The organism is Myxococcales bacterium, from assembly GCA_016717005.1.
In the GTDB taxonomy this organism is placed as follows: Bacteria; Myxococcota_A; Polyangia; order Haliangiales; family Haliangiaceae; genus UBA2376.
The window spans coordinates 245047-271086 of the sequence record JADJUF010000001.1; the positions used below are offsets into that span (position 1 = coordinate 245047).

21 protein-coding genes, 2 tRNA genes and 1 pseudogene are annotated in these 26040 nt (G+C 72.3%); 15 read left to right on the forward strand and 9 right to left on the reverse strand.

Annotated features, from left to right (window positions below; genetic code table 11):
- Window positions 1-61: 61 nt before the first annotated feature.
- Entirely contained in the window at window positions 62-658 is a 597-nt protein-coding gene (locus tag IPL61_01035) for a hypothetical protein (GenBank protein MBK9029922.1), read from the reverse strand.
- 170 nt (window positions 659-828) lie between these two features.
- Between IPL61_01035 and IPL61_01040 the strand changes: the two genes are divergently transcribed.
- From IPL61_01040 to IPL61_01050, 3 genes are read left to right on the forward strand one after another with little or no spacing between them, the layout of a single operon-like run.
- On the forward strand, window positions 829-1377 hold the full coding sequence (locus IPL61_01040) for a uracil-DNA glycosylase (protein ID MBK9029923.1): 549 nt from the start codon (window positions 829-831) through the stop codon (window positions 1375-1377).
- 45 nt (window positions 1378-1422) lie between these two features.
- Complete coding sequence (locus tag IPL61_01045) at window positions 1423-2541, forward strand: M20/M25/M40 family metallo-hydrolase (GenBank protein MBK9029924.1); 1119 nt, start codon at window positions 1423-1425, stop codon at window positions 2539-2541.
- Window positions 2534-3697 carry a hypothetical protein gene (locus IPL61_01050; protein MBK9029925.1) on the forward strand — a complete coding sequence of 388 codons (1164 nt, stop codon included), beginning with the start codon at window positions 2534-2536 and terminating at the stop codon, window positions 3695-3697. Before IPL61_01045 ends, IPL61_01050 begins: the two co-directional genes overlap by 8 nt.
- A 249-nt stretch (window positions 3698-3946) precedes the next feature.
- Here the strand turns inward: IPL61_01050 and IPL61_01055 are convergent, their stop codons facing one another.
- The 3 genes from IPL61_01055 to IPL61_01065 form a co-directional block, all read right to left on the reverse strand.
- Window positions 3947-4555 carry a hypothetical protein gene (locus IPL61_01055; protein MBK9029926.1) on the reverse strand — a complete coding sequence of 203 codons (609 nt, stop codon included), beginning with the start codon at window positions 4553-4555 and terminating at the stop codon, window positions 3947-3949.
- 318 nt (window positions 4556-4873) lie between these two features.
- A complete protein-coding gene (locus IPL61_01060) occupies window positions 4874-6808 on the reverse strand; it encodes an MYXO-CTERM sorting domain-containing protein (GenBank protein MBK9029927.1) in 1935 nt (644 codons plus the stop codon).
- A 141-nt stretch (window positions 6809-6949) separates the two neighbouring features.
- A complete protein-coding gene (locus tag IPL61_01065; protein ID MBK9029928.1) occupies window positions 6950-8002 on the reverse strand; it encodes a hypothetical protein in 1053 nt (350 codons plus the stop codon).
- Between the two features lie 193 nt (window positions 8003-8195).
- Between IPL61_01065 and IPL61_01070 the strand changes: the two genes are divergently transcribed.
- From IPL61_01070 to IPL61_01105, 8 genes are all read left to right on the forward strand, one after another.
- Window positions 8196-8696 (forward strand): hypothetical protein, encoded by a 501-nt coding sequence (locus IPL61_01070; protein MBK9029929.1) that lies wholly within the window; start codon window positions 8196-8198, stop codon window positions 8694-8696.
- Window positions 8697-8702: 6 nt separating this feature from the next.
- Complete coding sequence (locus tag IPL61_01075) at window positions 8703-9275, forward strand: hypothetical protein (GenBank protein ID MBK9029930.1); 573 nt, start codon at window positions 8703-8705, stop codon at window positions 9273-9275.
- A 32-nt stretch (window positions 9276-9307) separates the two neighbouring features.
- The gene (locus IPL61_01080; protein ID MBK9029931.1) at window positions 9308-11650 is read left to right on the forward strand and encodes a glutamine--tRNA ligase/YqeY domain fusion protein; all 2343 of its coding nucleotides are present in this window, start codon (window positions 9308-9310) and stop codon (window positions 11648-11650) included.
- A gap of 318 nt (window positions 11651-11968) precedes the next feature.
- Window positions 11969-12379 (forward strand): DUF393 domain-containing protein, encoded by a 411-nt coding sequence (locus IPL61_01085; GenBank protein ID MBK9029932.1) that lies wholly within the window; start codon window positions 11969-11971, stop codon window positions 12377-12379.
- A gap of 223 nt (window positions 12380-12602) precedes the next feature.
- The gene (locus IPL61_01090) at window positions 12603-13424 is read left to right on the forward strand and encodes a hypothetical protein (protein MBK9029933.1); all 822 of its coding nucleotides are present in this window, start codon (window positions 12603-12605) and stop codon (window positions 13422-13424) included.
- 66 nt (window positions 13425-13490) lie between these two features.
- A complete protein-coding gene (locus IPL61_01095) occupies window positions 13491-14789 on the forward strand; it encodes a hypothetical protein (GenBank protein MBK9029934.1) in 1299 nt (432 codons plus the stop codon).
- The gene (locus tag IPL61_01100; GenBank protein ID MBK9029935.1) at window positions 14786-15628 is read left to right on the forward strand and encodes a uridine kinase; all 843 of its coding nucleotides are present in this window, start codon (window positions 14786-14788) and stop codon (window positions 15626-15628) included. Before IPL61_01095 ends, IPL61_01100 begins: the two co-directional genes overlap by 4 nt.
- A gap of 85 nt (window positions 15629-15713) precedes the next feature.
- Window positions 15714-16424: a uridine kinase gene (locus IPL61_01105; protein MBK9029936.1), complete on the forward strand. Its 711-nt coding sequence runs from the start codon at window positions 15714-15716 to the stop codon at window positions 16422-16424.
- A gap of 61 nt (window positions 16425-16485) precedes the next feature.
- On the opposite strand, the gene IPL61_01110 is transcribed toward IPL61_01105, so the two are convergent.
- Entirely contained in the window at window positions 16486-17193 is a 708-nt protein-coding gene (locus IPL61_01110; GenBank protein MBK9029937.1) for a hypothetical protein, read from the reverse strand.
- Window positions 17194-17341: 148 nt separating this feature from the next.
- Between IPL61_01110 and IPL61_01115 the strand changes: the two genes are divergently transcribed.
- Window positions 17342-17415 (forward strand) — tRNA-Gln (locus IPL61_01115).
- Between the two features lie 85 nt (window positions 17416-17500).
- Window positions 17501-17573 (forward strand) — tRNA-Glu (locus IPL61_01120).
- A 171-nt stretch (window positions 17574-17744) separates the two neighbouring features.
- Here the strand turns inward: IPL61_01120 and IPL61_01125 are convergent.
- Complete coding sequence (locus IPL61_01125; protein MBK9029938.1) at window positions 17745-18761, reverse strand: hypothetical protein; 1017 nt, start codon at window positions 18759-18761, stop codon at window positions 17745-17747.
- Window positions 18758-19399, reverse strand: coding sequence for a hypothetical protein (locus IPL61_01130; GenBank protein MBK9029939.1), 642 nt, complete (start codon window positions 19397-19399; stop codon window positions 18758-18760). Before IPL61_01130 ends, IPL61_01125 begins: the two co-directional genes overlap by 4 nt.
- A gap of 43 nt (window positions 19400-19442) precedes the next feature.
- Between IPL61_01130 and IPL61_01135 the strand changes: the two genes are divergently transcribed.
- A complete protein-coding gene (locus tag IPL61_01135; GenBank protein ID MBK9029940.1) occupies window positions 19443-19622 on the forward strand; it encodes a hypothetical protein in 180 nt (59 codons plus the stop codon).
- Between the two features lie 1247 nt (window positions 19623-20869).
- Window positions 20870-20965 (forward strand): annotated as a pseudogene (locus IPL61_01140) (AraC family transcriptional regulator).
- A 926-nt stretch (window positions 20966-21891) separates the two neighbouring features.
- On the opposite strand, the gene IPL61_01145 reads toward IPL61_01140, so the two are convergent.
- Complete coding sequence (locus tag IPL61_01145) at window positions 21892-23826, reverse strand: hypothetical protein (protein MBK9029941.1); 1935 nt, start codon at window positions 23824-23826, stop codon at window positions 21892-21894.
- A complete protein-coding gene (locus tag IPL61_01150; protein ID MBK9029942.1) occupies window positions 23823-25928 on the reverse strand; it encodes a pre-peptidase C-terminal domain-containing protein in 2106 nt (701 codons plus the stop codon). The genes IPL61_01145 and IPL61_01150 overlap by 4 nt, the downstream gene beginning before the upstream one ends.
- Window positions 25929-26040 lie beyond the last annotated feature (112 nt).

Consider the following 26040-nt stretch of genomic DNA (forward strand, 5'->3'; position numbering starts at 1 on the left):
GCGGCCGAGGATCCCGCGCCGGTCCGGCGCCGTCAACCGGCGGGTGCGGACGACGGCACGCTCAGCTCAGCTCGCGCTTGACCGCGTCGATGACCTCGGCGTAGCTGGTCGAGCGCACCACCTCGGCCAGCTCGGCGGTGTAGCGCGCCACCAGATCGGCGCGCCCGCGCGCGACCGCGTCCTTGCGCGCGTGCGACAGCAGCACGAACGCGCGCTCGGCGTTGACGAAGTACTCGACGACCGCGACCACGGCCTTGGCCGCCGACGCGGTCATCGAGCGCGAGACGTCGGTGAACGTGAACCGCCGGCCGTCGCTGTTGACCACCGCGACCTCGACGGTCGCCATCGCGTCGAGGCCGGCGCGGCGGACCTTCGACTCGATCGCCGCGGCGACCGTGAAGCCGGCCAGCTGGATCGACTTGAGCGACTGGTACTCCTTGGCGTAGCGCCCGACCAGCGCGCCCCACAGCGCGTCGACCGGCCCGACGCCCTCGCCGTCGATGGTCGAGGCCGTGCCGTTCTCGGTGACCTCGACCGAGACCCGGACGGCCAGGTCGGGCACCTCCTCGACCGTCAGCCGCGCCAGGCGCAGCTCGAGGTAGCCGGTCCCGAGGATGCGCTGGATGAGCTCAACGTTGTCGGCGGGGATCGAGGTCACGGCCCCAGTGTAGCGCACGATCGGATCGCCGCCGGTCGCAGCGATCACACCGGGGCCGCGGTCACACGTCGCGCCGCGTCGGTCATAGTGTCGACGTGTCGGCCTCGGTCCGCCTCGCGGCGCTGCGCACCCACGTCACCGCGCTCCAGGGCTGCCACGCCTGCCCGCAGATGATCGGACCGGTGGTGACCGGCGCGGCGGTGCTGTCGCCGGTGCTGCTGCTGGGCCAGGCCCCCGGCGCCCGGGAAGGCACCGCCGGGCGCCCGTTCGCGTGGACCGCGGGCACGACGTTGTTCCGCTGGTTCGCCGGGCTGGGGATCGATGAGCCGGCGTTCCGTGAGCGCGTATACATGGCGGCGGTGTGCCGATGCTTCCCGGGCAAGGGCGTCAAGGGCGGCGACCGCGTGCCCGCGCCCGACGAGATCGCCCGGTGCCGGACCCACCTGGCGGCCGAGGTGGCGCTGGTCGAGCCACGCCTGGTGCTCGCGGTCGGCAAGCTGGCGATCGGCCAGGTGCTGCCCGGCACCGCGCAGCTCGCCGACGTGGTCGGCGCGATCACCCGAGTGCGGTTCCATGGCCGCGACCTCGACGTGGCGCCGCTGCCGCATCCGTCGGGCGCGTCCACCTGGCACCGCACCGAGCCGGGCAAGACCCTGCTGGCCCAGGCCCTCGCGGCGATCGGCGACCACGAGGCCTGGGCCGCCGTGCGCGATCGCTGACGCCGGCCCGCGCCAGCGCGCGACGATCGGCGGTAGAACCCGGCGATGTCCCGCGTCGTCGATCTGCTGTGCGAGCTCGTCCGCTACCCGACCCACCACGCCGCCACCGCGGAGGCGGCGGGTGACGAGCTGGCGCTGTGCCAGCACGTCGCGCCGCTCCTGCGCGCGGCCGGCGCCGACGAGGTCGAGGTGGTCGCGTGCCCGCGCACCAGCGGCCACCCCGGGGCGTACGTGTTCGCGCGCTGGGGCACGCCGCGCACCGTCGTCAACGCCCACGTCGACACCGTCCCCGCCAACAGCGGCTGGAGCCACGACCCGTGGACGCCGGTCGTGGCCGACGGCCGGCTCGGCGGCCTCGGCAGCGCCGACACCAAGGGCGCGATCGCCGCGGCGATCGTCGCGCTCGACCACCACCGGCCCCGCGACCTCGGCCTCCTGTTCTCGGGCGACGAGGAGCGGGGCACCGCGGCCGTGCGCGCGTTCCTGGCGTCGCGCCACGCCGCCGCCGTCGAGCGGGTGATCGTCTGCGAGCCGAGCGGGCGCAAGGCCGGCGTCGCCCACCGCGGCGTCCTCGCCTACCACGCCAGGGTCCGCGGCCACGGCGGCCACTCGTCGCGCGCCGATCACCACCCGGCGCCGATCGTGACGATGGCCCGGCTGGCCGTGGCGCTGTTCGAGCTCGGCGTCGCCCACCGCGATCGCGGGCCCGACGGCATGCGCGGGCTGTGCCTGAACGTGGCCGGCGTCGACGGCGGCGTCGCGTTCAACGTGATCCCGGACCAGGCCGGGCTCAGCTACTCGATCCGCCCGGCGCCCGGGTTCGACCGCGCCGGCTGGGAGCAGCTGGTGGCCGCGGCCGCCGCCGCGATCGATCCGATGATCGCGATCGCGTGCGAGGTCGATCACGAGCCGTTCGGCGGCGGCGCCGATCGCGGGCTCGCGGCGCTGATCGGGCCCCACGTCGAGGGCCTGGTCGCGCTCGACTTCTGGACCGAGGCGGCGCTGTACCAGGCCGCCGGCAAGGCCGCGATCGTGGTCGGCCCCGGCGACATCGGCTGCGCCCACGCCGCCGACGAGGCGGTCCCGATCGCCGACCTCGACTGGGCGGTCGCGATGTTCGCCGACGTCTACGCCCGCGTGGCCGCCGAGGCCGCCCGTGGCTGACGCCGAGCCGGCCGACCTGGTCCTGCGGTTCCTGACCAGCATCGGCCGCCCGGCCGAGGCCGAGCAGTACCTCGAGCTGTTCCGGGCCGAGCACCCCGAGCGGTTCGCGATCGTCCACGTCGCCGAGGCGGTCGTGCGCAACGCGGCCGACGCGCTCGTGGTCGAGCTGCGCTACCTGGCCGAGCTGGGCCTGCGCCCGGTGCTGGCGTTCGGCGCGATCGAGCCCGGCACCGCCGCCCGCGCCGCCGAGCGCATGGCCGCGGCGCTGGCCCCGGCGGTGGCCACCGCGGTGATCGCGACGCCGGATCCGCGCGCGATCGAGGCCGCGGTCGACGCCGGCGCCGTGCCGCTGTGCGTGCTCGACCGCGACGACGGCGGCGTCGATCGCCGGTTCGACGCGCTCGCCGACGTCGCGGCCGCGCTGTGCACGCGCCGGATCGTGTTCGTCACCCGCCGCAGCGGCCTGGTCCCGGCCGGTGGCCGCGCGGTGTCGCTGATCGATCTGACGACCGAGGCCGCGGGCTACCTGGCGCCGGGCGCGCTGCCGACCGATCAGCAGAAGCTGCTGCGGCAGGTGGCGCGGGTGATCGCGCGGGTCGAGGCCGCCGGCCAGCGCGGCCTGACGGTCAGCGTCACCTCGCCGCTCGACCTGCTGCGCGAGCTGTTCACGGTCAAGGGCGCCGGCACGCTGATCCGCAAGGGCAGCACCGTCGCGCGCCACCTGGGCTGGGACACCGTCGAGCCGGCGCGCCTGCGGGCGCTGGTCGAGGAGGCCTTCGGCCGCCCGCTGGTGCCCGACTTCGATCGACGGCCGCTGCTGGCGCTCTACGTCGCCGACGACTACCGCGGCGCGGCCATCGTCACGCCGGCGCCGCTGGCCCCGTACCTGTCGAAGTTCGCGGTGGGCACGGTCTCGCGCGGCGAGGGCGTCGGCCGCGACCTGTGGCGCGCGATGCAGGCCGACTGCCCGCGCCTGTTCTGGCGCAGCCGCGCCGACAACCCGATCACGTCGTGGTACCGCGAGCACTGCGACGGCATGGTCCGCATCTACCTGGGCGACACCGCGTGGTGGGTGCTGTGGCGCGGCCTGGCGCCGCTCGAGATCCCGTCGGCGATCCAGTACTGCCAGGCCGCGCCGCCCGACTTCACGGCCTGAGCGGTCGTCGGTCGGCGGCGGCAACCGCGCCCACGCCTCGGGGTGCTCGGGCGGCACCAGGTTGGCGCTGGCCATCCGGTAGCGCTACCCGCCGTGCATCACCTCGCTCGCGCTCGGGCCCTCGCGGTTCGCTTCGGTCCCTGCGGCCAGGTTCCGAGAGGACTTGCACCTCCAGGTCGATGCCCATGCTGGGCGCACAAATGCCGACGCCCCCGAGCCGGGGGCGTCGCGGACCTCGTGGTCGTCAGCTCACTGCGGGATGCGGGGCGGACCGCAGGTGCCGGCGGTCTTGTAGCCCATCGTCAGGTCGTAGAGCTGCTGCAGGGTGACGAAGGCGGCGTCGGTGCGCGCGGTGTTGAACTGCGGGTGGTCCTGGTGGGGCACCATGCGCAGGCCGACGCGCTCGAACGTGCCGAAGTTGGGGACCATCTTCGCGTTGGCCATGTCGGTGAGATCGACCGCGAAGAACGCCATCATGTAGAACTTGTTCGACGACAACGTGTTGTACATGAGCGTGTTGTCGTCGTTGGTGATCATGCCGTAGGCGCCCGACGTGTGGCACTGCTCGCAGTTGCCCTGGTTCGAGCCCTTGTTGGCCCAGCTGCCACCGAAGTTCAGGGCGACGAAGTCGGTCTCCTTGAGGCACCCCGACCACTCGCTGATGAGGCGCGCCGTGATCTGCGCCGGGCTCTCGGGGCCGGGCATCGGGCCCGGGCCGCCGTTGCGCTCGGTCACCTCGGCCGCGAGCCAGGCCTTGATCTTGGCGACCTCGTCGGTGCTGTAGGTCCGGCCCTGGTGGCCGCCGGGCACCACCTTGGTGTAGACCGGCGCGCCGGTCTCGGTGAAGTTGCCGACCACCGCGGTGAAGCCGACGATGGCCTCGTAGGCGTTGGCGGTCGCTGGCGCCGACGAACGGGGTGGCGTTGGCGGCGGTGGTCGAGTGGCACCCGGCGCACTTGGCCTGCATGATCGGGTAGACGTTGGTCAGGTAGGCTTCGCGCGCGGCGCTCGAGGTCGAGCCGTCGGGGCCGCCCGGGCCCGCGTCCGTCGCCGGCGTCGGGTCGAGCGTCCCCACGCAGCCAGCGGCAGCAGCCAAGAGCGCACTCGCGACGATGATTCGGATGGACATGGCGGGTTCTCCGAGGCGTTGGTTGTGTGGAGGGGGCTGGCGGCGGACTACTTGCGGCGGCGGCGGATGAGGGCGGCCAGGCCGAGGCCGAGCAGCATCAGGCCACCGGAGCTACCGCCACCGGTCGAGCACCCACCCGCGGCCGAGCCGGGGACGAAGGGCGCGGGCTCGTCGGGCGCCGGGTTGTCCGGGGTGTTGTCACCGGGGACGTTGTCGTTGTAGCCGCCCTGCGGGTCGGGCGCGTTGTTGGCGAAGGCGACCGGGAACAGGGTCACGAAGGCCGAGGGCTTGATGGACGACGCCGGCTGATCCGAGGCCTTGCCGGTGAGCGCGCAGGCGTTGAAGAACTGGACCATGCTGGCGGCGGTGGCGCCGGTGCCGTCGGCCACGAAGAAGGGGTTCTTGACGAGGTCGCAGCCGGCGAAGTTACGGCCCTGGTTACCGGGGTTGTTGCCCAGGTAGTTCGAGTAGAGGTGGCGGTCGTACGGGGCGTTGGCCGAGTGCTGGCCGAGGTTGACCATGGTCTTGGCGACCGGGTCGTAGCCGATGGTGCGGATGTCGCCGTTCTGCTCGAGGCCGCCGGTCTGGCTGCCCTGGAGCTGGATGAAGCCGGGCATCAGCGTGTCGCCCTTGCCGAACACGGCGCGCGCCATCGAGATGTGGGTGCCGTCGAGGCCCAGCAGCATCGGGCTGGCCAGGTTGACGCACGACAGCGGCATCTCGTAGGTGAAGCCGGTGCGGGTGGTGTCCATCACCGCGAAGCAGGCGAGGTCCGAGCGGCCGCCCTTCTTGTCGTTGTTGTTCGCGCCGCGGTTGAGCGTGTGCTGCTCGATGATGCGGAGGCTGGGCGCGAGCGAGCCGTCGGGCTGCTTCTCCATGATGCGGCCGTGCTGGGCGCGCATCGCGTAGTACTCGCGGTCCTCGCCGTTGACCTGGATGGTCTGGCGCTGCTGGATGCGCTCCTTCCAGAGCAGGCGGCTGTTGGCGTTGGGGCCGTTCTCACCGCCCTCGGACAGGTCGACCGCGGCGACCCAGACGCCGTCGCGCTGGGGCTGGGTGTTGCCCTCGGTCCAGGTGCAGACCGCGAAGGACTTGTCGGCGGCGCCGACGGTGCACGAGCCGCGCGAGCGCTCCTCGCGCTGGGCCAGCGACAGGTCGAACAGGCGCTTGACCTGGCACTCGGTCGCCGCGCCGGCGGCGTCGTTGGTGCAGTTGAACTCGATGGCGTTGGCCCAGCCGTCGTCGTTGCCGTTGCCGTTGCAGCCGGCCCACATGATGAGCTTGGTCTTGCCGGCCTGGTCGTAGTACGGCAGGCCGGTCTCGCCGTCGCCCGACTGGTGCATCGAGCAGTCGTCGTTGTTCTTCGCCATGATGGCGACTTGCTTCTGGACCTGGCCGTTGCCGTTCTTGACGATGACCGGGTTGAGATCCCAGTCGAACACCTTGGCGTAGCGGATGGTGTCGTTGTTCGGCTGGTAGTTGAAGAACAGCGCCACGTTCTTGCCGCCGTTGATCACGACGAGCTCGGGCTTGTGGGCGTTGCGGTACTCGTTGCCATCGTTGTCGGTGGCGAAGATGTCGAACTGCGCCGAGGCCGGGCGGCGGACGCCGAGGCGGCCGTCGGGCTGGACGAAGGTCTCGAGGGCGGTCAGGGCCGCCTGGACGCGAAACTGGGGCTGGGCCTCGCGGCCGGTGCCCTCGTTGATCGCGCTGGTGCGCATGTGGACCATCAGCGCCCGGGTGCCGTCGGCGCTGAACTTGATGGTCGCCTGCTCGTTGGTGTGCTCCTCGTCGGTCATCCGCAGGCGCTCGACGCCGTCGGCCCCGGTGCGAACCGGCGCGCGGTCGTTGAGCGACGCCGGCGAGATGAGGAAGGAGTCGGCCCGGCCGATGTCGTTGAGCGCCTGGGCAGAGGCCTTCCCCGGCAGCGCCGCAAGGCCAGCCAGGGCGCTCAGAAAGATCGTGGTCTTCAGCATGTTCATGGGGTGGCCCTCGAAGTGGGTTGGGTTGTTACCTGTCTGTCATCTGTGCACCCGCCGTGCCGACTCATTTCCCTCCCAACCATCTGAAATCACAAACCCGGGATCTCCTTGGATCGGGGGGGCGACTCCCTACCCCGGGGACTACAGTTCCTCAGGCTCGGGGCCGGGCACATCGGCCGGGGCCACCGGGGTCGACCTCAGGATGAGGGCGTTGGCCTTCACCTTCTGATCGCCCAGCTCGATGTGGCCCTTGGCCTGGTTGCCGGCCGCGAACCACAGACCCTCGAGCTGGGTCCGGTCGAAGCGCTCTTGCCACTTCTCGTCCCGCACGACCCAGGCCTCGACCACGCCATCGAGCGAGACGCCGCGGGACGACAGGTACCCGGCCAGGGGCCAGCGCGGCTCCCCGGACGTCGTGTTCGCCAGGTCGGCCGGCAGATCCTGACGCTTGATGTACGCGACCAGGCGATCGTCCTTATAGACGCGGACGCCGCCGCGCAGCGGGGTGCCGAAGTACGGCACACCCTCCTGGACCTCGCCGTCGAGGACGAGCCCCACGTTGCGCTCGAGCTTGGGCGGGGCCTTGTCGACGTAGATCATGACGCCCGAGATCTTGTCGGGCGTGCGCTGGTCGCCGAGGGCGGCGGGCACCACCGGGATGGCCTTGCTGCTGACGATGCCACCGAACCGGAAGTAGAACTCGTCGGCCGCAGGTGAGGCCAGCTGGGCCCCGGTGACGATGACCGACTCCGAGAAGCGCGGGCCGTAGACGTGGATCTCCTTGATCTTGGCCGGGTCGAGGCCCATCGAGGCGACGAGATCGCGGAACCGGTAGCGGCGCTCCTTGCCCCACTTCCAGCCGGTGTCCGAGGTGCCGTAGCGCTTGGGCGCCGACACCTTGACCTGGATCCAGGTGGGCTTGAGCGCGACCGGCAGCTCGGCAAACGCGAGCAGTCCCGAGAACTTGCCGTCGACGTAGATGCCGGTGTCGCGCCAGCGATCGGCGCCGGCCTTGAACTCGGCCGGGACGTACTTGTCCTTATCCTCGTCCTCGGGGACCGTGATGATGAACGCGTCGATGCCGCCGTCGCTGCCCGTCGCGACCGGGCTGGGCGTCGCCTTCTTGCTGGCGCAGGCGGCCAGGAGCAAGGCCAGGAGGCCCACACACGCCACGTCGAGAACACGCTTCCCCATGCTCCCACGATCATATGCACAGGGCCCGGCGTGGGGACAAGGGTCGCCTGGAGAGACTTGGTCCCCCATGCGGTGGGGTGGCGAGTTCCCGCGTGACGACCGTCGAGGCCCCCGGCGCGTGCTGTTATAGTGATCCACGGTGGAGCGGGTCATGGCACCTGGGTTGCTTCACAATCTGTACCGGGAGGCCTGCATGCGGATCACGACGCTACTCTTCACGACTACCTTCGCCGCGCTGATCGGAGGCTGCGATGGCTCGGTCGCGGACGACGGCGACCAGCTCATCTGCTCGGCCCAGCTCGCCCACGTCGGGACGACGGTGCTCGAGGCGCAACCGGTCGGGATCAGCGGGTGCTGGCCGGTCGGCACGTGGACCTTCACGACCACGGTGACCGCCAACGCGTGCGGCTCGACGCCGATGCCGCTGGCGCAGTACCAGATCAAGATCGAGCGCGACCTCGCCGCCGAGGAGCCCGACCACACCTTCATCTACTCGTACCTGACCGATCCGGCCGACACCACCGCCGCGGTGAGCGTCACCTCGGGCGGCGGCGGCGAGTGCGAGGGCGAGGTGCTGCTGTTCTCGCCCGATGGCCGCAAGGTGTGGAACATGCACCCGGCGCTGCAGGCCGACGGCTCGCTCACCGGCATCGGCGACTACGAGGAACACTCGACCAGCCAGATCCCGCTGTAGGGCGCGATGAAGTGGCTCGCGCTCGGCGGCGTCGTGGTGCTGATCGGGTTGCTGCTCGTGTGGCGCAGCCTGGCCGACGGTGACGCCGCGGCGACCCCAGCCGCGCGGCCGGCGCCGACGCCGGTCCCGGCCGTGGCGGCGCGCCCGGCGCCGCACCCCGACGCCCCGGCCGACGACGACCACGGCCCGACGCCCGCGATCGAGGTGCCCGAGGATCCTGACCCCGACGCCAAGATCCCGCTCGACAGCGACGACTTCTACGAGACGATCGATCGCTCGTACGGCTACCGCCTGCGCGGGCTCGCGGCCGGGTGCGAGCACGCCGGCAAGCACCGCAAGGCCAAGGTCCGGATCCTGTTCCGCTACCACATCGCCGGCGGCAAGGTCAGCGTCACCGACGCGCGCATCGACGAGAGCACGCTGGGCGATCCCAAGGCCGAGGCCTGCATGCTCAAGGCGGTGGCGACCGCGGCCTGGGACGATCCCCGGATGCCCGACTGGTCGACCCGGGTCGGCGAGGACGAGCGGCTGCTGGTGCGGATCGAGGGCCTCGCGACGTTCGATCGCCCCGAGGAGTAGCGCGCCCGAGGCCGTGGTAAGCCATGGCCGTCATGACGACCGACGCCCGCGCCAAGGACTTTCTCCGCTCCATCGTCGACGAGGACCTCGCGGCCGGCCGCCACCAGCACGTCGCCACGCGGTTCCCGCCCGAGCCCAACGGGTACCTGCACATCGGCCACGCCAAGGCGATCTGCGTCGACTTCGGCATCGCCGCCGACTACGGCGGCACCTGCAACCTGCGCTACGACGACACCAACCCGACCAAGGAGGAGGTCGAGTACGTCGAGGCGATCGAGCAGGACGTGCGGTGGCTGGGGTTCGCGCCGTCGAAGATCCTGTTCGCGTCGGACTACTTCGAGGAGATGTACCGGCTGGCCGAGGGGCTGATCGAGCGCGGCCTCGCCTACGTCGACGACCTGTCCGACGAGGAGATCAAGGACCACCGCGGCTCGCTGACCGAGCCGGGCCGGCCGTCGCCGGGCCGCGCCCGCGCGGTCGCCGAGAACCTGGCGCGGTTCCGGGCCATGCGCGCGGGCGCGCTGCCCGACGGCGCGTGCGTGCTGCGCGCCCGGATCGATCTGGCCGCGGCCAACATGAAGATGCGCGACCCGCTGCTCTACCGGATCCGCCACGCCCACCACCACCGCACCGGCGACGCCTGGTGCATCTACCCGATGTACGACTACGCGCACCCGCTGTCGGACGCGCTCGAGGGCATCTCCCACTCGATCTGCACGCTCGAGTTCGAGAACAACCGCGAGCTCTACGACTGGGTGATCGCCGCGACCGAGGTGCGGCCCCGGGCCGACCTGGTCGCGGGCCGGCCGGTCGGGGGGCCCCCGCACCAGTACGAGTTCGCGCGCCTGGTGCTCGAGTACACGATGATCAGCAAGCGCAAGCTGCTCAAGCTGGTGAGGGACGGCGTGGTCGCCGGCTGGGACGACCCGCGCATGCCGACCCTGGCCGGCATGCGGCGGCGCGGGTTCACGCCCGAGGCCATCCGCAGCTTCTGCGACCTGGTGGGCGTGGCCAAGAACAACTCGACGGTCGACGTCGGCAAGCTCGAGTACGCGGTGCGCGACGATCTCAACGGCCGGGCGCCGCGCCTGCTGGGCGTGCTGCGGCCGCTGCCGGTGACGCTGACCAACGTCGACGAGGCTTCCCTGGTCGAGGGGCCGCTCTTCCCCGAGGACGTCGACCCGACCGGCGCCCGCGGCAGCCGGGCCCTGCCCTTCGATAAGCACCTCTATATCGACCGCGACGACTGGAGCGACGAGCCGCCGGCCGGGTGGAAGCGCCTCGGCCCGGGGCGGATCGTGCGGCTGCGCCACGCCGGCCTGATCCGTTGCGACGAGGTCGTGCGCGACGCCGACGGCGAGGTCGCCGAGCTGCGCTGCAGCCTGGTCACCGAGGGCAAGCCCGCGGGCGTCGTCCACTGGGTCTCAGCCGAGCGCGGCGTGCGGTGCGAGGTGCGGCTGTACGACCGGCTGTTCACGGCGGTCAAGCCCGACGCCGCCGAGGACGTGACCACGGTGGTCAACCCGCGCTCGCTCGAGATCGTGCAGGGCGCGATCGTCGAGCCCGCGGTGGTGGCCGCGGCCGGCGCGCCGATCCAGCTCGAGCGGGTCGGCTACTTCATCGCCGACCGCGTCGACTCGCGGCCGGACGCCCTGGTGCTCAACCGGATCATCACGCTGCGGGAGGCGACCGTGGTGCAGGCGGTGGGCAGGGCCGGCGGCACGTCGACCGCGGCGGCTGAGGGCGTCGCGGTCGCGACAAAGGCCTCGCGCGCCGCGACCCGGCCGCCCCGGAAGTCCGGCGCCGAGCAGCGCGCCATCGCCCGCGAGCGCGACCCCGAGCTGGCCGCGCGCCACGCCGCGGCGGTCGACACGCTGGGCGCCGACACCGCCGATCTGGTCCACGGCGATCGCGCCACCTCGGACTTCGTCGCCGCCGTGGCGGCCGCGCCGGCGCGGGTGAAGAGCCTGGCCCGCTGGATGGTCAACGAGGTGCCGCGGGTGCTCGGCGACGACGAGCTAGCAGACACCCAGCTGGCGGCGCCGACGCTGGCCGCGCTGGTCGGGCTGGTCGACGACGGCACCATCACCGCCGCGGTCGGCAAGGAGCTCCTGGCCGAGCTGGCCGCGCACGGCGGCGATCCGGCGGCGCTGGTCGACGCCCGGGGCCTGCGGCAGACCGCCGGCGCCGACGATCTCGCGCCGATCATCGCCAAGGTCCTGGCCGACAACGCCACCAAGGTCGCCGAGTTCCGCGGCGGCCGCGCTGGCCTGCTGGGCTTCTTCGTCGGCCAGGTGATGAAGGCCTCGGGCGGCAAGGCCAGCCCGGCCACGGTGAACCAGCTGGTCGCCGCGGCGCTGGCCTCGGCGAGCTGAGCGGGCTCTCCGGTTCCGGCTCGGGCTCCGGCTCCGGTTCCGACTCCGGCTCCGGCTCCGACTCCGGTTCCGGCTCCGGTTCCGGTTCCGGTTCCGGCTCCGGTTCCGGTTCCGGTTCCGGCTCCGGTTTCGGCTCCGGCTCCGGTTTCGGTTCCTGGCTCCGGCTCCGGCCCGGTTCCGGCTCCGGTTCCGGCTCCGGTTTCGGCTCCGGCTCCGGTTCCGGTTCCGGCTCCGGCTCCGGCTCCGGCTTCGGTTTCGGTCGCGGCGCCGGTTTCCGGCTCCCTCGTCGACCCGAGCCGGGCGCGCTAGGGTCTGGTCGTGACGGCGACCGCGGACATCCCGCAGCCTCTGGTGCTCTACGACGGCGTGTGCGGTCTGTGCCACGCGTCGGTGCGGTGGCTGATGAAGCGCGATCGCGGGCGGCTGCGGTACGCGCCGCTGCAGGGCGAGACGGCCCAGGCGCTGCGGGCGCGGTTCCCGATCCCCGAGACGCTCGAGTCGGTGGTGTTCATCGACGGCGATCGCATGCACCTGCGCTCGAAGGCGTTCTTGTTCGCGGCCCGGCACCTGACCCGGCCGTGGCGCTGGGCCTTCGCGTTCCGCTGGCTGCCCGCGTTCCTGCTCGATCTCGGCTACCGGCTGATCGCGCGGGTCCGGTACCGGCTCTGGGGCAAGCACGACACCTGCACGCTGCCGACCGCCGACGAGCGGGCGCGTCAGCTGCCGTGACCTGATCGTCGGACCATCGACACGTCGTGGGTTGGTTCTCCACCGCCGCCGCCGCCAAGGTCGCGGGAACGCGTGGCCGCCGTGACCGCGCGGTCACGGCACAGCGGTTGCCTTGTGCCGCCGCATGTCCCTTCACCGCCTGACGCCCCTCCTCGCCCCCCTCCTCGCCGCCCTCCTCATCCCCGCGTGCTCCGACACGGCGGACGAGTTCTTCCCCGGTCGGGTGCCGTGCGCTAGCACGGGCGCCTGGGACGGCGGTGAGCCCTACCAGCGCACGTTCGTGTATGACGCCAGCAAGCACCTGCTGAGCGCCGAGACGCGCGACTCCTCCGGCGCGGTGATCTCGACCATCGTCAACACCTGGGACGGCGATCACATCATCACCCAGGCGCGGACGACGACCACGCTCGACACCCGGACCACGTTCACCTGGGTCGACGATCGCCTGGCCACCGCCGATCGCCAGGACCTGTTGCTCGACGACGGCGATGATGGCTACACGATCACGAACACGTACCGCGCCGGCGTCCAGCTCACGCAGCGCCTCGAGCACCACGATCCCACGCGCGGCGGCACGCTGACGACGATCACCGGCGACGACACCACGCGCGCGACCTGGCGCGAGTGCGCCGAGCCGGCCGATGGCAGCCCGTGCGCGGTCTATGTCTACGAGCAGCCCGACCGCGATCCCGACAACTGGACCCGCGCGACGGACGACTTCGACGACGACGGCGTGATCGAAGACGAGTACCTGCGGACGCTCGATGGCCACGCGCTCGATCTCACCTTCGAGTGGGCGAGCTTCATCGACGGGGCGCGCCTCGTCGCAGAGCGCGATACCCTGTTCCGCGAGGGCGACGGCACGCTCCTGTCGCGCAAGCTCGAGCTGTTCGACGCCGGGGCGCCGACCAACACCTACGTCGAGACGTACTCGTTCGGATGCGCCGCGGCGCGGGTGGCGACGACGTCGGCGGGCGGCACGCCCCGGCCCGCCCCCGAACGGCCGTGGATCGCCGCCCGGCGCGGCCTCGACCTCGACCGCTGACGCCGCCCGCCGACGGGCTCGCTGCGGGCTAGCTGTCGAGGGGCCGGTGATGGCATCCTCGGCGCGTTGACCGACGCCCCGCCCACGGTTCGGAGCTTCCCCGGCGGGCCGCGCCGACGGGTGGCGTTCCTGATCGCGGTCGCGGTCGGGGTGTTCTTCCTGCCGCGCTGGTGGTGGGTCGCGCTCGCGCTCGTCGCGATGGGCGCGGCCTGGCTCGGGCTCGGGCTCGGCCGCGAGCGCCTGGTGCGCCAGGTGCGCAAGCTCATCCCGATCTCGCTGCTGTTCATCGCCGGCTACGCGCTGTTCTCCGACGACCCGGCCCGCGACCGCTGGTGGACCCTCGACCTGCACTGGGTCACGCTCGACCTCAACGCCTACGGCGCGGAGCTGGGCCTGGCGATGGCGCTGCGGATCATCACCGTGGTCCTGGCGTCGCACGTGGCGCGGGCGGGCGATCCGCGCGCCCTGGCCCGTGGCCTGCGCAAGCTCGGCATGCCGCGCCTGGCGGCCGTGGCGATCGACGCGACGTTGATGCTGCTCGACGGCGGCATGCGCGGCGGCGGCGGGCGCGGGCGCGGACGCGGTGGCGGCGGTGGCGGCGGTGGCGGTGGTGGCGGTGGTGGCGGTGGTGGCGGCGGTGGCGGTGGCGGCGGCGGTGGCGGCGGCGGCCACGGTGATCCGGCGACCGCCAGCAGCTTCCTCGCGGGCCTCCGCCGCCTGGCCCGGGGCGACGTCGGCGCGCTGGTCGATCCGTTCCGGCGTCACCTGGGGCGGGTCGACCGTCACCTGCGCGAGCAGGATCCGGATCTGCCGCCCCACGTCGCGACCGACGCCGCGGCCATCGCCGCCGTCGCGCTGACCATGCTCGGGGTCAAGGCCCTGAAGATCTTGCCGGGCATCCCGTTCCTGCCCGGGTACAAGGGCGTGCTCTTGCTGCCGCTGTACCTGGTGGCCGCCGAGGTCACCCGCACCAAGGTCGGCGCCACGCTCACCGGGCTCACGATGGGCACGGTCGCGTTCCTCCTCGGCGACGGTCGCTACGGCGTGTTCGAGATCGCCAAGCACGTCACCCCGGGCATCATCGTCGACCTGTTCTACGGCCTCGCCCGGCGCGCGGCCGGCACGCACCGCATCCAGCGCATCATCGCGTACTCGACCCTGGGCCTGCTCGCGGCGCTGGGCCGGTTCGCGACCATCACGGTGATCGCCCTGGCGGTGCAACCGCCGGCACTTGTTTACGCGGTGTTACTTCCGGGCCTCTTGGTCCACGGTACTTTCGGCGTCCTGTCCGGGGTGGTCACCGCGCCGCTCCTGAAGGCGCTGTCGTCCCCGCCCCCGTCCGAGCCTCCTACGGAGAGTCCATGACCAACCTCGTCAGCGGCGATGGCCGCACCCACATCGAGTCGCGGCTGATGCGCGAGTCGCTCCAGGATCGGCGCGTCGTCGCCGGCACCGACAGCGACCGCGACGTCCACATCTTCCCCGAGGCCGCGCTGATCGGCATCGGCGGCCAGAGCATCTTCGATCGCGGCAAGGACGCGATCCTGCCGCTGGTCGACGAGCTCGCGGCGATCAAGCTCACCGGCAAGCACATGGTGCTCGCGGTCGGCGGCGGCACCCGGGTCCGGCACACGCTCTCGGTCGCGCTCGACCTCGGCCTGCCGGTCGGCGGCATCGCCCAGCTGATCGGCGCGATGGAGGAGTTGAACGCCATCCTGCTCAACACGCTCATGGCCAAGCACGGGTCGATGCCGATGCAGCGCGATCACTTCTGGGACCTGCCGCTCTACTTCAAGTCGGGCATCCTGCCGATCGCGATCTCGATCCCGCCCTACCACTTCTGGGAGCCGCCGCCGGCCGAGGGCGTGCTGCCGCAGCACGGCTCGGACTTCGGCCTGTTCCAGCTGGCCGAGGTGCTGTCGATGGGCCAGCTGATCTTCGTCAAGGATCAGGACGGGCTCTACGACCAGGACCCGGCGGTGCACGCCGACGCCCGCCACATCCCGCGCATCACCCTGGCCGAGCTCCTGGCCAACCCGCCGCCGACCAACATCCTCGACGAGGAGCTGTTCCGCGCCTGGGCCAGCGCCAAGAACATCAAGCGCATCCAGATCGTCAACGGCCTCAAGCCGGGCATGCTCACCGCCGCGATCGCCGGCGAGGACGTCGGCACGGTGATCGTCAAGGAGGACGCCCGTGGCTGACCGCAAGATCATCGAGTCGACGCTGGCGCGCACCAACCTGACCGACCACGACCTCGCCAACGTCGCGTACACGCCGACGGCGGTCATGCCCGACGTGCGCGTGGTCAAGATCGGCGGCCAGTCCGTCATGGACCGCGGGCGCGCGGCGCTGTTCCCGATCCTCGACGAGCTGGTCACGGCCCGCAAGGAGGGCATCCAGGTCGTGATCCTGGTCGGCGGCGGCACCCGCGCCCGCCACATCTACTCGATCGCCAGCGAGCTCGAGATGCCGGTCGGCGTGATGGCCACGCTCGGCAAGTACATCCCGATGCAGAACGCCCGCATGGTCCAGATGCTGCTCGCCAAGCACGGCGGCATCTACATGCTGCCCGACGACTTCGAGAAGCTGCCGCTGTACCTGCAGATGGGCTGCATCCCGGTGATGAGCGGCATGCCGCCGTTTGGGTACTGGGAGAAGCGGGAAGAAGGCAGCCGCATCCCGCCGCACCGGACCGACGCCGGCGTGTTCCTGTCCGCCGAGTTCCTGGGCGCGCCCCGGGCCATCTTCATCAAGGACGAGGACGGCCTGTACACCGACGACCCGAAGAAGAACCCGGACGCGGTCCACATCCCGCGGATCTCGGCGGCCGAGCTGGCCGCGCGCGACCTGCCCGACCTCGTGGTCGAGCGCGTCGTGCTCGAGTACCTGCCGCGCGCGCGCGCGTGCAAGCAGCTGCAGATCGTCAACGGCACCAAGCCCGGCCAGGTCCTGGCGGCGCTGCGCGGCGAGGACGTCGGCACGATCATCCACGCCTGATCGGCGTGGACGGGCGCGCGGCGCGATCGAGCGCCGCCGCGGCCCCCGGCCGTACCGCGGCTCACGTCGGCGGCTGCTTGACCTCCTCGCGCTCCTTGCCGTGGCCGTCGCCCTCGCCTGAGTGGTTGCTGCCGTGGTCGCCCTTGGCGCCGCCGGCGCCACCGCCGCCGCCCGAGCTATCGGTCGGCGCGCCGGGCGTGAAGCCCTTCATCTTGTCGATGCGGCCCACGACCTCCTTGGCCAGGTCGGCCGCGGTCATCGCGCCGGTGGGCGTGAGCACCACCTTGACGCCGCCGGCGATCTCCGACGAGGCGATCGTGACGTCCTTGGCCGTGACCACCGGGCAGATGCCGGCGCCGCCGCCCGTGCCCTCGCCGCTGTGCTTGATCTCGGCGTCGGGCGCGCTCTGCACCGCGACCAGGTGAGCGGTGCGCTTGCGGATCGTCTCGACCGCGGCCGGCTCGGTCGCGACGATGGTCAGGACCACGGTGTTGGGCATGGCCTTCTCGCCCGACAGCTCGGACGTGGCGCCGGCGACCGCCGACGGGCAGTTGCCGGCCTTGTTCGACATGCCGGGATCGACCCCGGTCGGCTCGGCGGCCGAGCCGGTGCCCGCAGCCGAGCCGGTGCCCGCGGCCGAGCCGGTGTCCGCGGCCGTGCCCGCGGCGGCGGTGCCGGCGGTCGGCGTCGGGGCCGGCGCGTCCTTCTTCTTCTTGCAGGCGCCCGTCGACAGGGCGGCCGCGGCGATGATGACCGTGAGCGTGCGCATGGCCGCATGCTACCCGAGCCCCGGCCCGGCTGGGACGATCGGCCGCACCGAGGCCCGGAGCCCCTCGCCGCGCAGCCCGTGCCGCGCACCCCCTTGACGCGCGGCGAACGACCGAGTAGATAACCGTCGCCCGCGCGGCGGGTGATCCTCGGGGATCGTCTAATGGCAGGACGTCAGTCTCTGGAGCTGACTATCTTGGTTCGAATCCAAGTCCCCGAACCAGGGCGCGACCTCGGCCGCGCCCTCGCTCTTGATGCGGAACGGTCTTGACGACGTGTCGTCCTTCTGCGAAAAGAGCGCTCGCAACGGCCCCATAGTCTAGCGGTCTAGGACGTCGCCCTCTCACGGCGAAAACAAGGGTTCAAGTCCCTTTGGGGTCACGACTCGACGACGGTCCACCCGGATCCGAAAAGCGCCCACCCGGGCGCTTCGTCATTTTTCGGGCTCCGGCCCCACGGCGGCGGCTGCGGGCGTCGACCGCGGGCAGAAAACCGGGCCTGCCGCCAGCGCCGCCAGCCGGCGAGTCCCCGCTCGACATGCGCGCCCGCCGCTCAGACCTCGGCGCGGCGCACCGACCAGATGAACGCGTCGTACCAGAAGTGCATGAGCGACACGACGATCGTGATCGCCCAGAGCAAGGTCCAGTCGGAGTCGAGCGCCTCGACGCCCAGGCCGTACGCGGCGACGGCGCCCAGGAACAGCGCGAGCGCGAGGCCCGGGCGCCGCGGCAACCGCGCGCGGGCGGCGATGCGTCGGCCCTCCATCGCCCAGACCAGCGCGAGGTACTGGACGCCGTGGAAGAGGTTCATGATCAGGAAGGCCTGGCCCCAGGAGTTGAAGCCCCAGGTGTAGATCGAGACGAAGCCCGTCGACGCGAGCAGCCACACCTTGAGCCAGGACGGACGCCAGCCGCGGCGTGCGAGCCGCACGTAGGCCGCGACGTACCCGATCACGAACGCGGTGCCGATCGCGAGCACGCCCCAGGTGAGCCAGGCCCGGTGGGCCTCGACCCGCGCCGGCACCGACGCGAACAGCGCGTCGCCGACGTCCTCGAAGCTCGCGAAGGAGTCGACGTGGTCCATGAGCGTCGCGCCGGCCAGGATCGGGCCGGCGTAGAGGAGCTGGTTGAGCCAGAAGTCGAGGCGGCGCCCGACCTCGGGCGCGGTGCCGTGGTTGCGCTCGTAGATGCGCGCCAGCCCGAAGGTCTGCGCGGCCGAGTGCCAGACGTCCCAGAAGGTCGCGACCACGGTCGCGGCGACCGCGATCCACGGCGACGCGACGATCGCGAGCCAGAGGACGACCGGCACCACCAGGAACCGGATCGGGTAGCGGCGCCGGATCGCCGGGTTGCCGTGGCTGCGGAACACGACCGCGACCAGGTGTGCGTGGATGACGACGCCGACCGCCAGGCCGACCAGCGTGTCCCGCTCGGCGCCGAGCGTGCGGAGGTCGGTCGCCCAGGCCGTGCCGGCCACCGAGATACCAAGGAAGAGCGCCAGCATCGGCGCCCCGAGGAAGAACGCCCAGTCGTAGATCGGGCCGACGATGTACGGGGCGCGGGCCGTCATCGCGTCGCCGCGCGGTGATCGACGAGCGCGAGGAGCACCAGGCTCGCGCCGTAGAGCTCGATCGTCTCCTCGACCCAGTCGATCAGCGCGTAGCCGAGGTTGTCGCTGCCGGCGCGGTCGGTCCACCAGCCGAGCGGCAGCTCCATGACCACCGCGCCGCCGAGGTAGACCGCGCCGGCGACGATCAGCCGGCGGCGGGTGCGCGCGGGCAGCGCGCGCACGAACGGCAAGAACGCCAGCGCGAGCGCGGCGACGATCGCGACCGCGAAGATCACCCAGTCGAAGTACAGCACGCCGCCGGTGTGGAGGTGGCCGCCCAGGTGCTCGTGGAGTTCGGCGACCTCGTCGAGCGAGGCCGCGGTCAGCACGCCGGCGACCGCCCACCAGTGCCGCCGCCAGCGCGCGCCGACCGGCTCGGCCGCGGCGATGGCCATGGCGGCGAGCCCGCACGCCAGGAGCAGGCACGACGCGAACCAGGTCGGCAGGTTGGCCTCGTAGCTGAGCGACAGCACCGGCGCCACCGCGTCGACCACCGCGCCGTCGGAGGCCGCGTCCCACAGCTCGGCGCCGAGCCCCAGGGCCGCGACGACGGCCACGGCGATCAACAGCGGTCGTCGCAAGGCCACCGCGTCGAGCACCGCGGCATTGTACCCGGCCGCGGGACCGCCTAACATCGTGGCGATGCAAGGTCGGCTCGCGCCCGTGTTGGTGATCCTCGTGCTGATCAGCTTGGTCACCGCGGCGTGCGTCGTGCGCACCCGCCCGGCGCCGCGGCGCGGGCACGCCGTCCACGTCCACGACGGCGACGACCACGCGAAGCACAAGAAGCCCAAGAAGCACAAGGACAAGCACGACGACTGAGCCGCGCGCGCGTGGTCCCGCACGGGACCTCCACGGTTGCTCACGGGGCCGTGGCCCGCCTCGGGGCGCCCCCGATGTCGGGCGTCCACGCACTTCGTGGTTGAGTGTGCCCGTAAGCTGAACTAGGGTCGCCGACCCATGCGCACCCTTGCTGCTTGCCTGTTCGCCACCACCGTCGTGGTCGCCGCCTGTAGTGGCGACGACGGCGGCAACCCGTCGGTCGACGCTGGCGTCGACGCCCTCACCATCGACGGCCCGCCGGCGGGCTCGTGCGGGTCGCCCGCGACTACGCTGTCGACCTACCCGGCCACGTTCAGCGGCTCCACCGCCGCGAGCAGCGCCGATCTGACCGTCACGATGGGCGCGTGCGCAGACGAGGCGGGCTACTTCGCGCCGGTGGGCAACGACCAGACAATCGCTCTGGCCGGGCTGACCGCCGGCCGCCACCTACGCGGTGACGCTGACCTCCGCCGCCGACCTGTCGCTCTACGTCGCGACCATGTGCAACGACACCGGCCCGACCGCCGGGAGCTGCCTGGCGTTCCGCGACGCGACCACCGCCGGCGAGACCCTGGCGTTCGCCGCGCCCCTGAGCGGCACGGCGTTCGTGATCGTCGATAGCTACGCGGCCACCGAGAGCGGCGACTACACCGTCGACGTGGTCGAGGCCCAGTGCCAGGACGCGATGGACTGCTCGGGCGCGACCCCGTTCTGCGTCGACTTCACCTGCGTCCAGTGCGGCAACTCGTTCGACTGCCCGACCACCGGCGCGCCGGTGTGCGACACGACCAACACCTGCGTCGCGGGCGCCGGCACCTGCACCGGTGACACCACCGGCGAGAACGACAACGGCCCGGCGGCGGCGCGTATGATCGGCTTCCCGACCGCGATGACCCCGGTGACCTCGGGCGCGTCGGTGTGCGGGACCGCCAACGGCGACGACTGGTACAAGTTCACCGCCCCGGGCGCAGGCTCGATCAGCATCAACGTCGCGTGGACGCTGGCGGCCGACCTCGACTTCTCGGTGCTCGACGCCACCGGCGCCGTGGTCGCGTCGGGCCTGTCGACCGTCGCCAACAGCGAGGCTCGCCTGGTCGCGATCCCGGCCGCGGGCACGTACTACCTGCAGATCCGCCAGTACGTGTCGCAGGCGTCGACCCCGACCAGCGATCCGATCGCGTACACCGTCACCCTGGCGCTGCCGGAGTGCACCAACGACTTCCAGTGCACCACCGCCGGGACGCCGATCTGCAGCGCCGCTGGCACCTGCGTCGCCGGCGTCGACATGTGCACCGGTGACGCCAGCGAGCCCGACGACGGCCCCGCCGCCGCCCGTGACCTGACCGGCGTCATCGGCGTGGCGACCTCGCTGACCGGCGCGGTCTGCAACACCCCGGCGACCGAGGCCGACTGGTACAAGGTCACGACCACCGCGCCGGGCGAGGGCCTGACGGTGAGCGCCTCGTGGACCGGCACGGCCGACATCGACGTCGCGGTGTTCGACAGCACCGGCCGGCTCGAGGGCCTGTCGTTCTGGAAGAACCCCGAGGCCGTGACGCTGACCCACCTGCCGGCCGGGGTCCACTACATCCGCCTCACGCTGTTCGCGGACCCGCCGGTGGCCGCGGCCGCCGCGTACACGGTCACCGCGACCCGGACGCTCGTGTCGGTGTGCACCACGACGGCCGACTGCGCGACCGAGTACTCGACCCAGGTCTACCGCGGCGCGTGCACCGCCGGCGCCTGCCAGTTCATCGCGCCCGGGACCCGGGCCGAGGGCACGGCGTGCGACTCGGGCGACGACTGCATGTCGGGCGCGTGCTCGTACTTCGCGTTCGAGGCCGACGCCGCCGAGAGCGTGTGCACCAAGGCCTGCACGGCCACCGCGGACTGCGCGTCGCTGGGCGCCGGCTTCACCTGCACGTCCGGCTTCAACACCAACATCTGCGTGCCGTCGTGCGGCGCCGACCTCGACTGCGGCGCCGACACCAACTCGACCCCGGCGGCCGGCGACACCTGGTCGTACTTCACCTGTACGGCCGGCGTCTGCGGCTGAGGCGCGGGTGTCGGGCGGCCCGACGCCGGGCCGCCCGTCCTCGGGCCGCGCGCCGAGGCGGTGAGCGGGCGGGAAGGGTCGGCGCCGGAGCGGGCCGCTGACGGGGTCGCCGACGGCGACGCCGGGCGCGGAGCTCGAGCGGGCGGCCGCTGACCGGGTCGCCGACGGCGACGCCGGCGCCCCCGGCGCCGGAGCCCGGTGCGGCGCCGCGGCTCAGCAGGGCGGGCGCGGCGACGGATCGGCCGGCGCCGACGACGGCAGGATCTGGCGGAGGTAGTCGTACTCGGCGTCGCAGAAGACCGCGGGCCCCTGCCCGTCGAGCACGGCGCGCTCGGGGAACGGCCGATCGCCGCCAGCGTCCATCAGCCGATCGATCTCGTCGCCGGCGTTGTGGAACCCGTCGCCGCCGGGGTTGGCGAGCCCGAGGCTGTGGCCGATCTCGTGGGCGAGCGTGCCGCCGATCAGCGCGCCCATCGACCAGACCGCGCACGCGATCCGATCGCGCCGGTCGCTGGCTGGGCACGCGCCGCCGTCGATGGTCGGGACGCCGCCGGCCAGGTCGGCGCCGACGACGACGTCGCCGCGATCGGGCCGGAGCGGATCGAAGATGGCGTCGAACATCGGATCGGCGCCGGACAGCGACATGCCCGCGGCCGGGTGCTCGGAGAAGCCCATCAGCGACTCGATGAACACCCCGCCGTAGCCGGGGTAGCCGTCCTGCTGGGTCGCCGCGTTGACGCCGCCGAGGCGGTCGTAGAGGCGCACGTTGCCGGTGTCCTTGCCGGGCGTGTTGTCGTAGCCGAACAGGCCCATGCCGTTGGGATCGGGGCCGTGGATCTCGACCAGCGAGAACAGCGCGAAGTCGGTCGGCGCCGCGGTGCGGAACTCGATGTTGACCGCCGGGTACGCGGCCCGGACCACGTCGAGCACGCGCTGGCGGATCGCGGCGTCGACCGCGCGCAGCCCGAAGGTGCGCAGGCTCTCGACGTAGCTCGGGCGGAAGTCGACGAACACCACCTGCTTGACCGGCGCGATGCCGAGCGTGACGGTCTTGCCGGGGCCGGTCACGGTGTCGCCGCCGTAGCGCACGATCGGCGTGATCGTGCCCTGGAACGCGCCGGTCACCGCGCGCAGGTCGATGGCCTGGCCGAGCGCGTCGTCGGTGTTGATCACGTAGCGGACCCGCTCGCCGGCGACGAACTCGGGGATCAGGACCAGATCGACCGGCGCGCCGCCGGGAGCGCCGGTGGGCGTGAACGTGCCCTGGAGCCGGACCTCGGTGGTGGCGCCGGCGGCGCCGCCGACGAAGCCGCCGCCGCGGATCTCGACGTACTGGCCCAGGCTCGCGGCCGCGGGCTCGATCTGGAAGATCTGCGCGGTGACGAGATCGTAGCCGACGTCGACGGCGCCGGCCGCGCGCGGCGCGCCCTCGGCCGGGCGGTTCTCGATCGTCACGGTGCCGGTGAAGGTGCCGCCGCGGATGCCGGCGATCGCCGGGACGAACCGGAACGTGCCGCGATCGCGCGCGAACGCCCCAGCCGGGACCAGCGGGACGGTCTGGGCCGCGACCGGCGCGCAGGTGGTCATGCCCTGGGGCGTGAAGCACCCGCGCACGACCGCGACGGTCTGGCCCTCGCCGCCGCCGAGCAGGAACCCGTGGCCCGCGACCTCGAGCTCGTCGTTGACGAAGATGACGCCGCTCGACTCGAGCGTGTCGATCGTCGGCGTCAAGGTCGGCGCGACCTCGAGCTGCACCGCCAGCGGCGCCGACCGGTAGGTCTCGCCGTCGACCACCGACACCACCTCCATGACCGCGTCGCCGGTGAAGGTGACCGGCCCGGCGTCGCCGCGCAGATCGACGATGACCGACTGATCGATGGCCGCGGTCATGTGGTCGTAGTCGACGAACGTGGCCGGCAAGCGCAGCTCGACCTCGGCGCCACCGGCGTCGCCGGCCAGCACCAGCGTCGAGTCGCCCCACGCGGCCTCGACGAACGAGTCGCCGTCGATCGCCAGGGTCGTGCCTGGCACGATCGTCTGCGGCGCCAGGGCCGCCAGCGCCAGGCCCTCGAGCGCCACGTCGGGCGGCGACGACGAGGCGCAGCCGCCGGCCGCGACCGCGACCGCGAGGCCCAGCGCGACCCTCACGGCGGGGCCAGGATCGAGATCGAGTAGCTGTTCTGCGACATGGCCCAGCCGTGCACGACCACGTAGTAGGTGCACAGCGACGAGCACGCCGCCGGCGCGGTGAACGTGTAGTGCTCGTTCGACGACGTGCCCTGGCCCTGGGCCGACGTGCAGGTCGACGGGTTGGCCTCGGTGCACGGCGTCAGGTCGACCCCGCTCGAGTTGTAGAAGTGGAGGTCGAGGTCGCCGGTGGCCGAGTGGGTGAAGGTCAGGTCGACCGTCACGGTCTCGGTGTCGTACAGGGCCACGCGGTACCAGTCGTCGTCCCCGGCGCAGATCTGGTCGCCGGTCGAGGTGAAGCCGCCGTAGGTGATCGTGCGCGCCTGCGTGGCGTTGTCGTCGGGCTCGTGGCTGTCGTCGGTGCACACCATCGGGCACGCACCGTTCACGCGCGCGTAGGTGAGCTGGTAGTTGTTCATGGTCCCGGCGCCCCAGGCGTAGACCCGGATGTAGTAGCGGCCGGGGGCCAGGCACGCGCTGACCGTCTCGTTCGAGGTCGGCCCGGTCGCCGACACCAGCCGGGTGCCGACGCTGTCGTAGAGCGCCAGGTCGAGGTCCGAGACGCCCTGGCCGGCCAGGGTGAACGTGACCGTCGCGGCGGCGGTCAGCGTGATCGGGAACCAGTCCTCGTCGTCGTTGGAGCCGTCGGGCAGCGGGCAGCTGGTGAAGTCGTAGGTGTCGGGATCGAGATCCGGCAGGTTGGCGTTGGCCTGGGCCCGGGTGTCGTTGTCCTCGAAGATGTCGTCGGTGCAGGTCGGCGCGGCGGTGCAGGTGCCGGCGGTCGGGATGCACTGCCGGGACGAGGCGCCGTTGACCGAGACCACCGCGGCCGCCGAGCAGGTGTAGCCGCTGGGGCACTCGCCGGCCGCGCCGGTGCAGAGCTTGAGGCAGCTGTCGGTCTGGCCGACGTGGACGCAGTGGTCCTGAGCGCCGCCGCACTGGACGTCGGCCGAGCAGCTCTCGCACAGGCCCAGGTTGCCGGCCCCGCCCGGGTTGGTGACCCGCATCTGGTAGGCGCCGGTGGCGGGCGACTGGGTCTCGTGATCGCACGTGCCGGTGGGGTCGTCGTCGTCGTTGGCGACGATCACGTAGTAGAGCGTCGCGACCGCGCCGGCCGGCATGCTCGCGACCGGGTTGGGCACGTCGGCGGCCCAGACCCCGGACTGCATCGTGCCGCTGATCAGCAGCATCGTCGCCTGGGTCATCGTCGCCAGATCGGGCGTGGCCGCCGGCGGGGTCGTCGACCAGTACAGGAGCGGCGGCTGCTTGAGCCCGAGGTCGTCGGACACGGTGGCGTCGATCGTGAGATCGACGATCGTGGTCTCGTTGGTCGGGCTGTGGGTCACGACCGGGGGCGCGCCTGGGCAGTTCATCTCGGTCGGGCGCCGCAGCACGACCAGATAGTTCTTGATCACCTTGGGGTTGTCGCCGTCGTCGGCGGCCAGCGTCAGCGTGTAGCGATCGTCGGCGTCGATCTGGGCCCGGCTCGGGCACCAGTGCCAGACCGCGGCCAGGCCGCTGACCACGTCGAGGGACGCGCCCTCGATCACCGGGTCCTCCTGCGTGATCGTGACCTCGGGCGAGTCCTGATCCTCGATCACGACGTCGAGGTCGAGGCACTGCCGGGTCGCCAGATCGAGGGTGGTGCCGGAGCCCAGCGGCTGCCGGAACACCGGCGTGGTCTGGTCGCCGACCGCGCTCTTGACCTCGATCGTGACGGTGACCGTGGTGTCGTTGTCGCCGTCGGACGCGATGAAGTCGAAGTGCCAGGTGCCGACGTCGGCGGCGAGCGGACGCCACCGGAACAGGCCGGCGCCGGCCGGCGTGGTCGTGATCGTCGCGCGGTCGCCGAGGTCCGGCACGTCGGCGTGGAACGAGTAGCTGATCGCGTCGCCGTCGGGATCGGTGGCCCGGAGCGTGAGCGTGAGCTCGGCGCCGACCGCGACGATCTGGTCATCGATCGAGTCGAGGACCGGCGCGTCGCCGCCGCCGCAGGCTACGACAGTAGCCAGCAGTGACAGCGCGATCGGGATGATGACGGCCCGCGCGGCGTAAGCCCGCATGCGATTTCCTCCAGTTGGCGATGATACCTCACCCACGGCCCGCTCCGAACGCAACGTTCGCGCCAGCGACGATGTGGCCGCGATCACGTCCGGACCGCGCGGATCCGCGGCC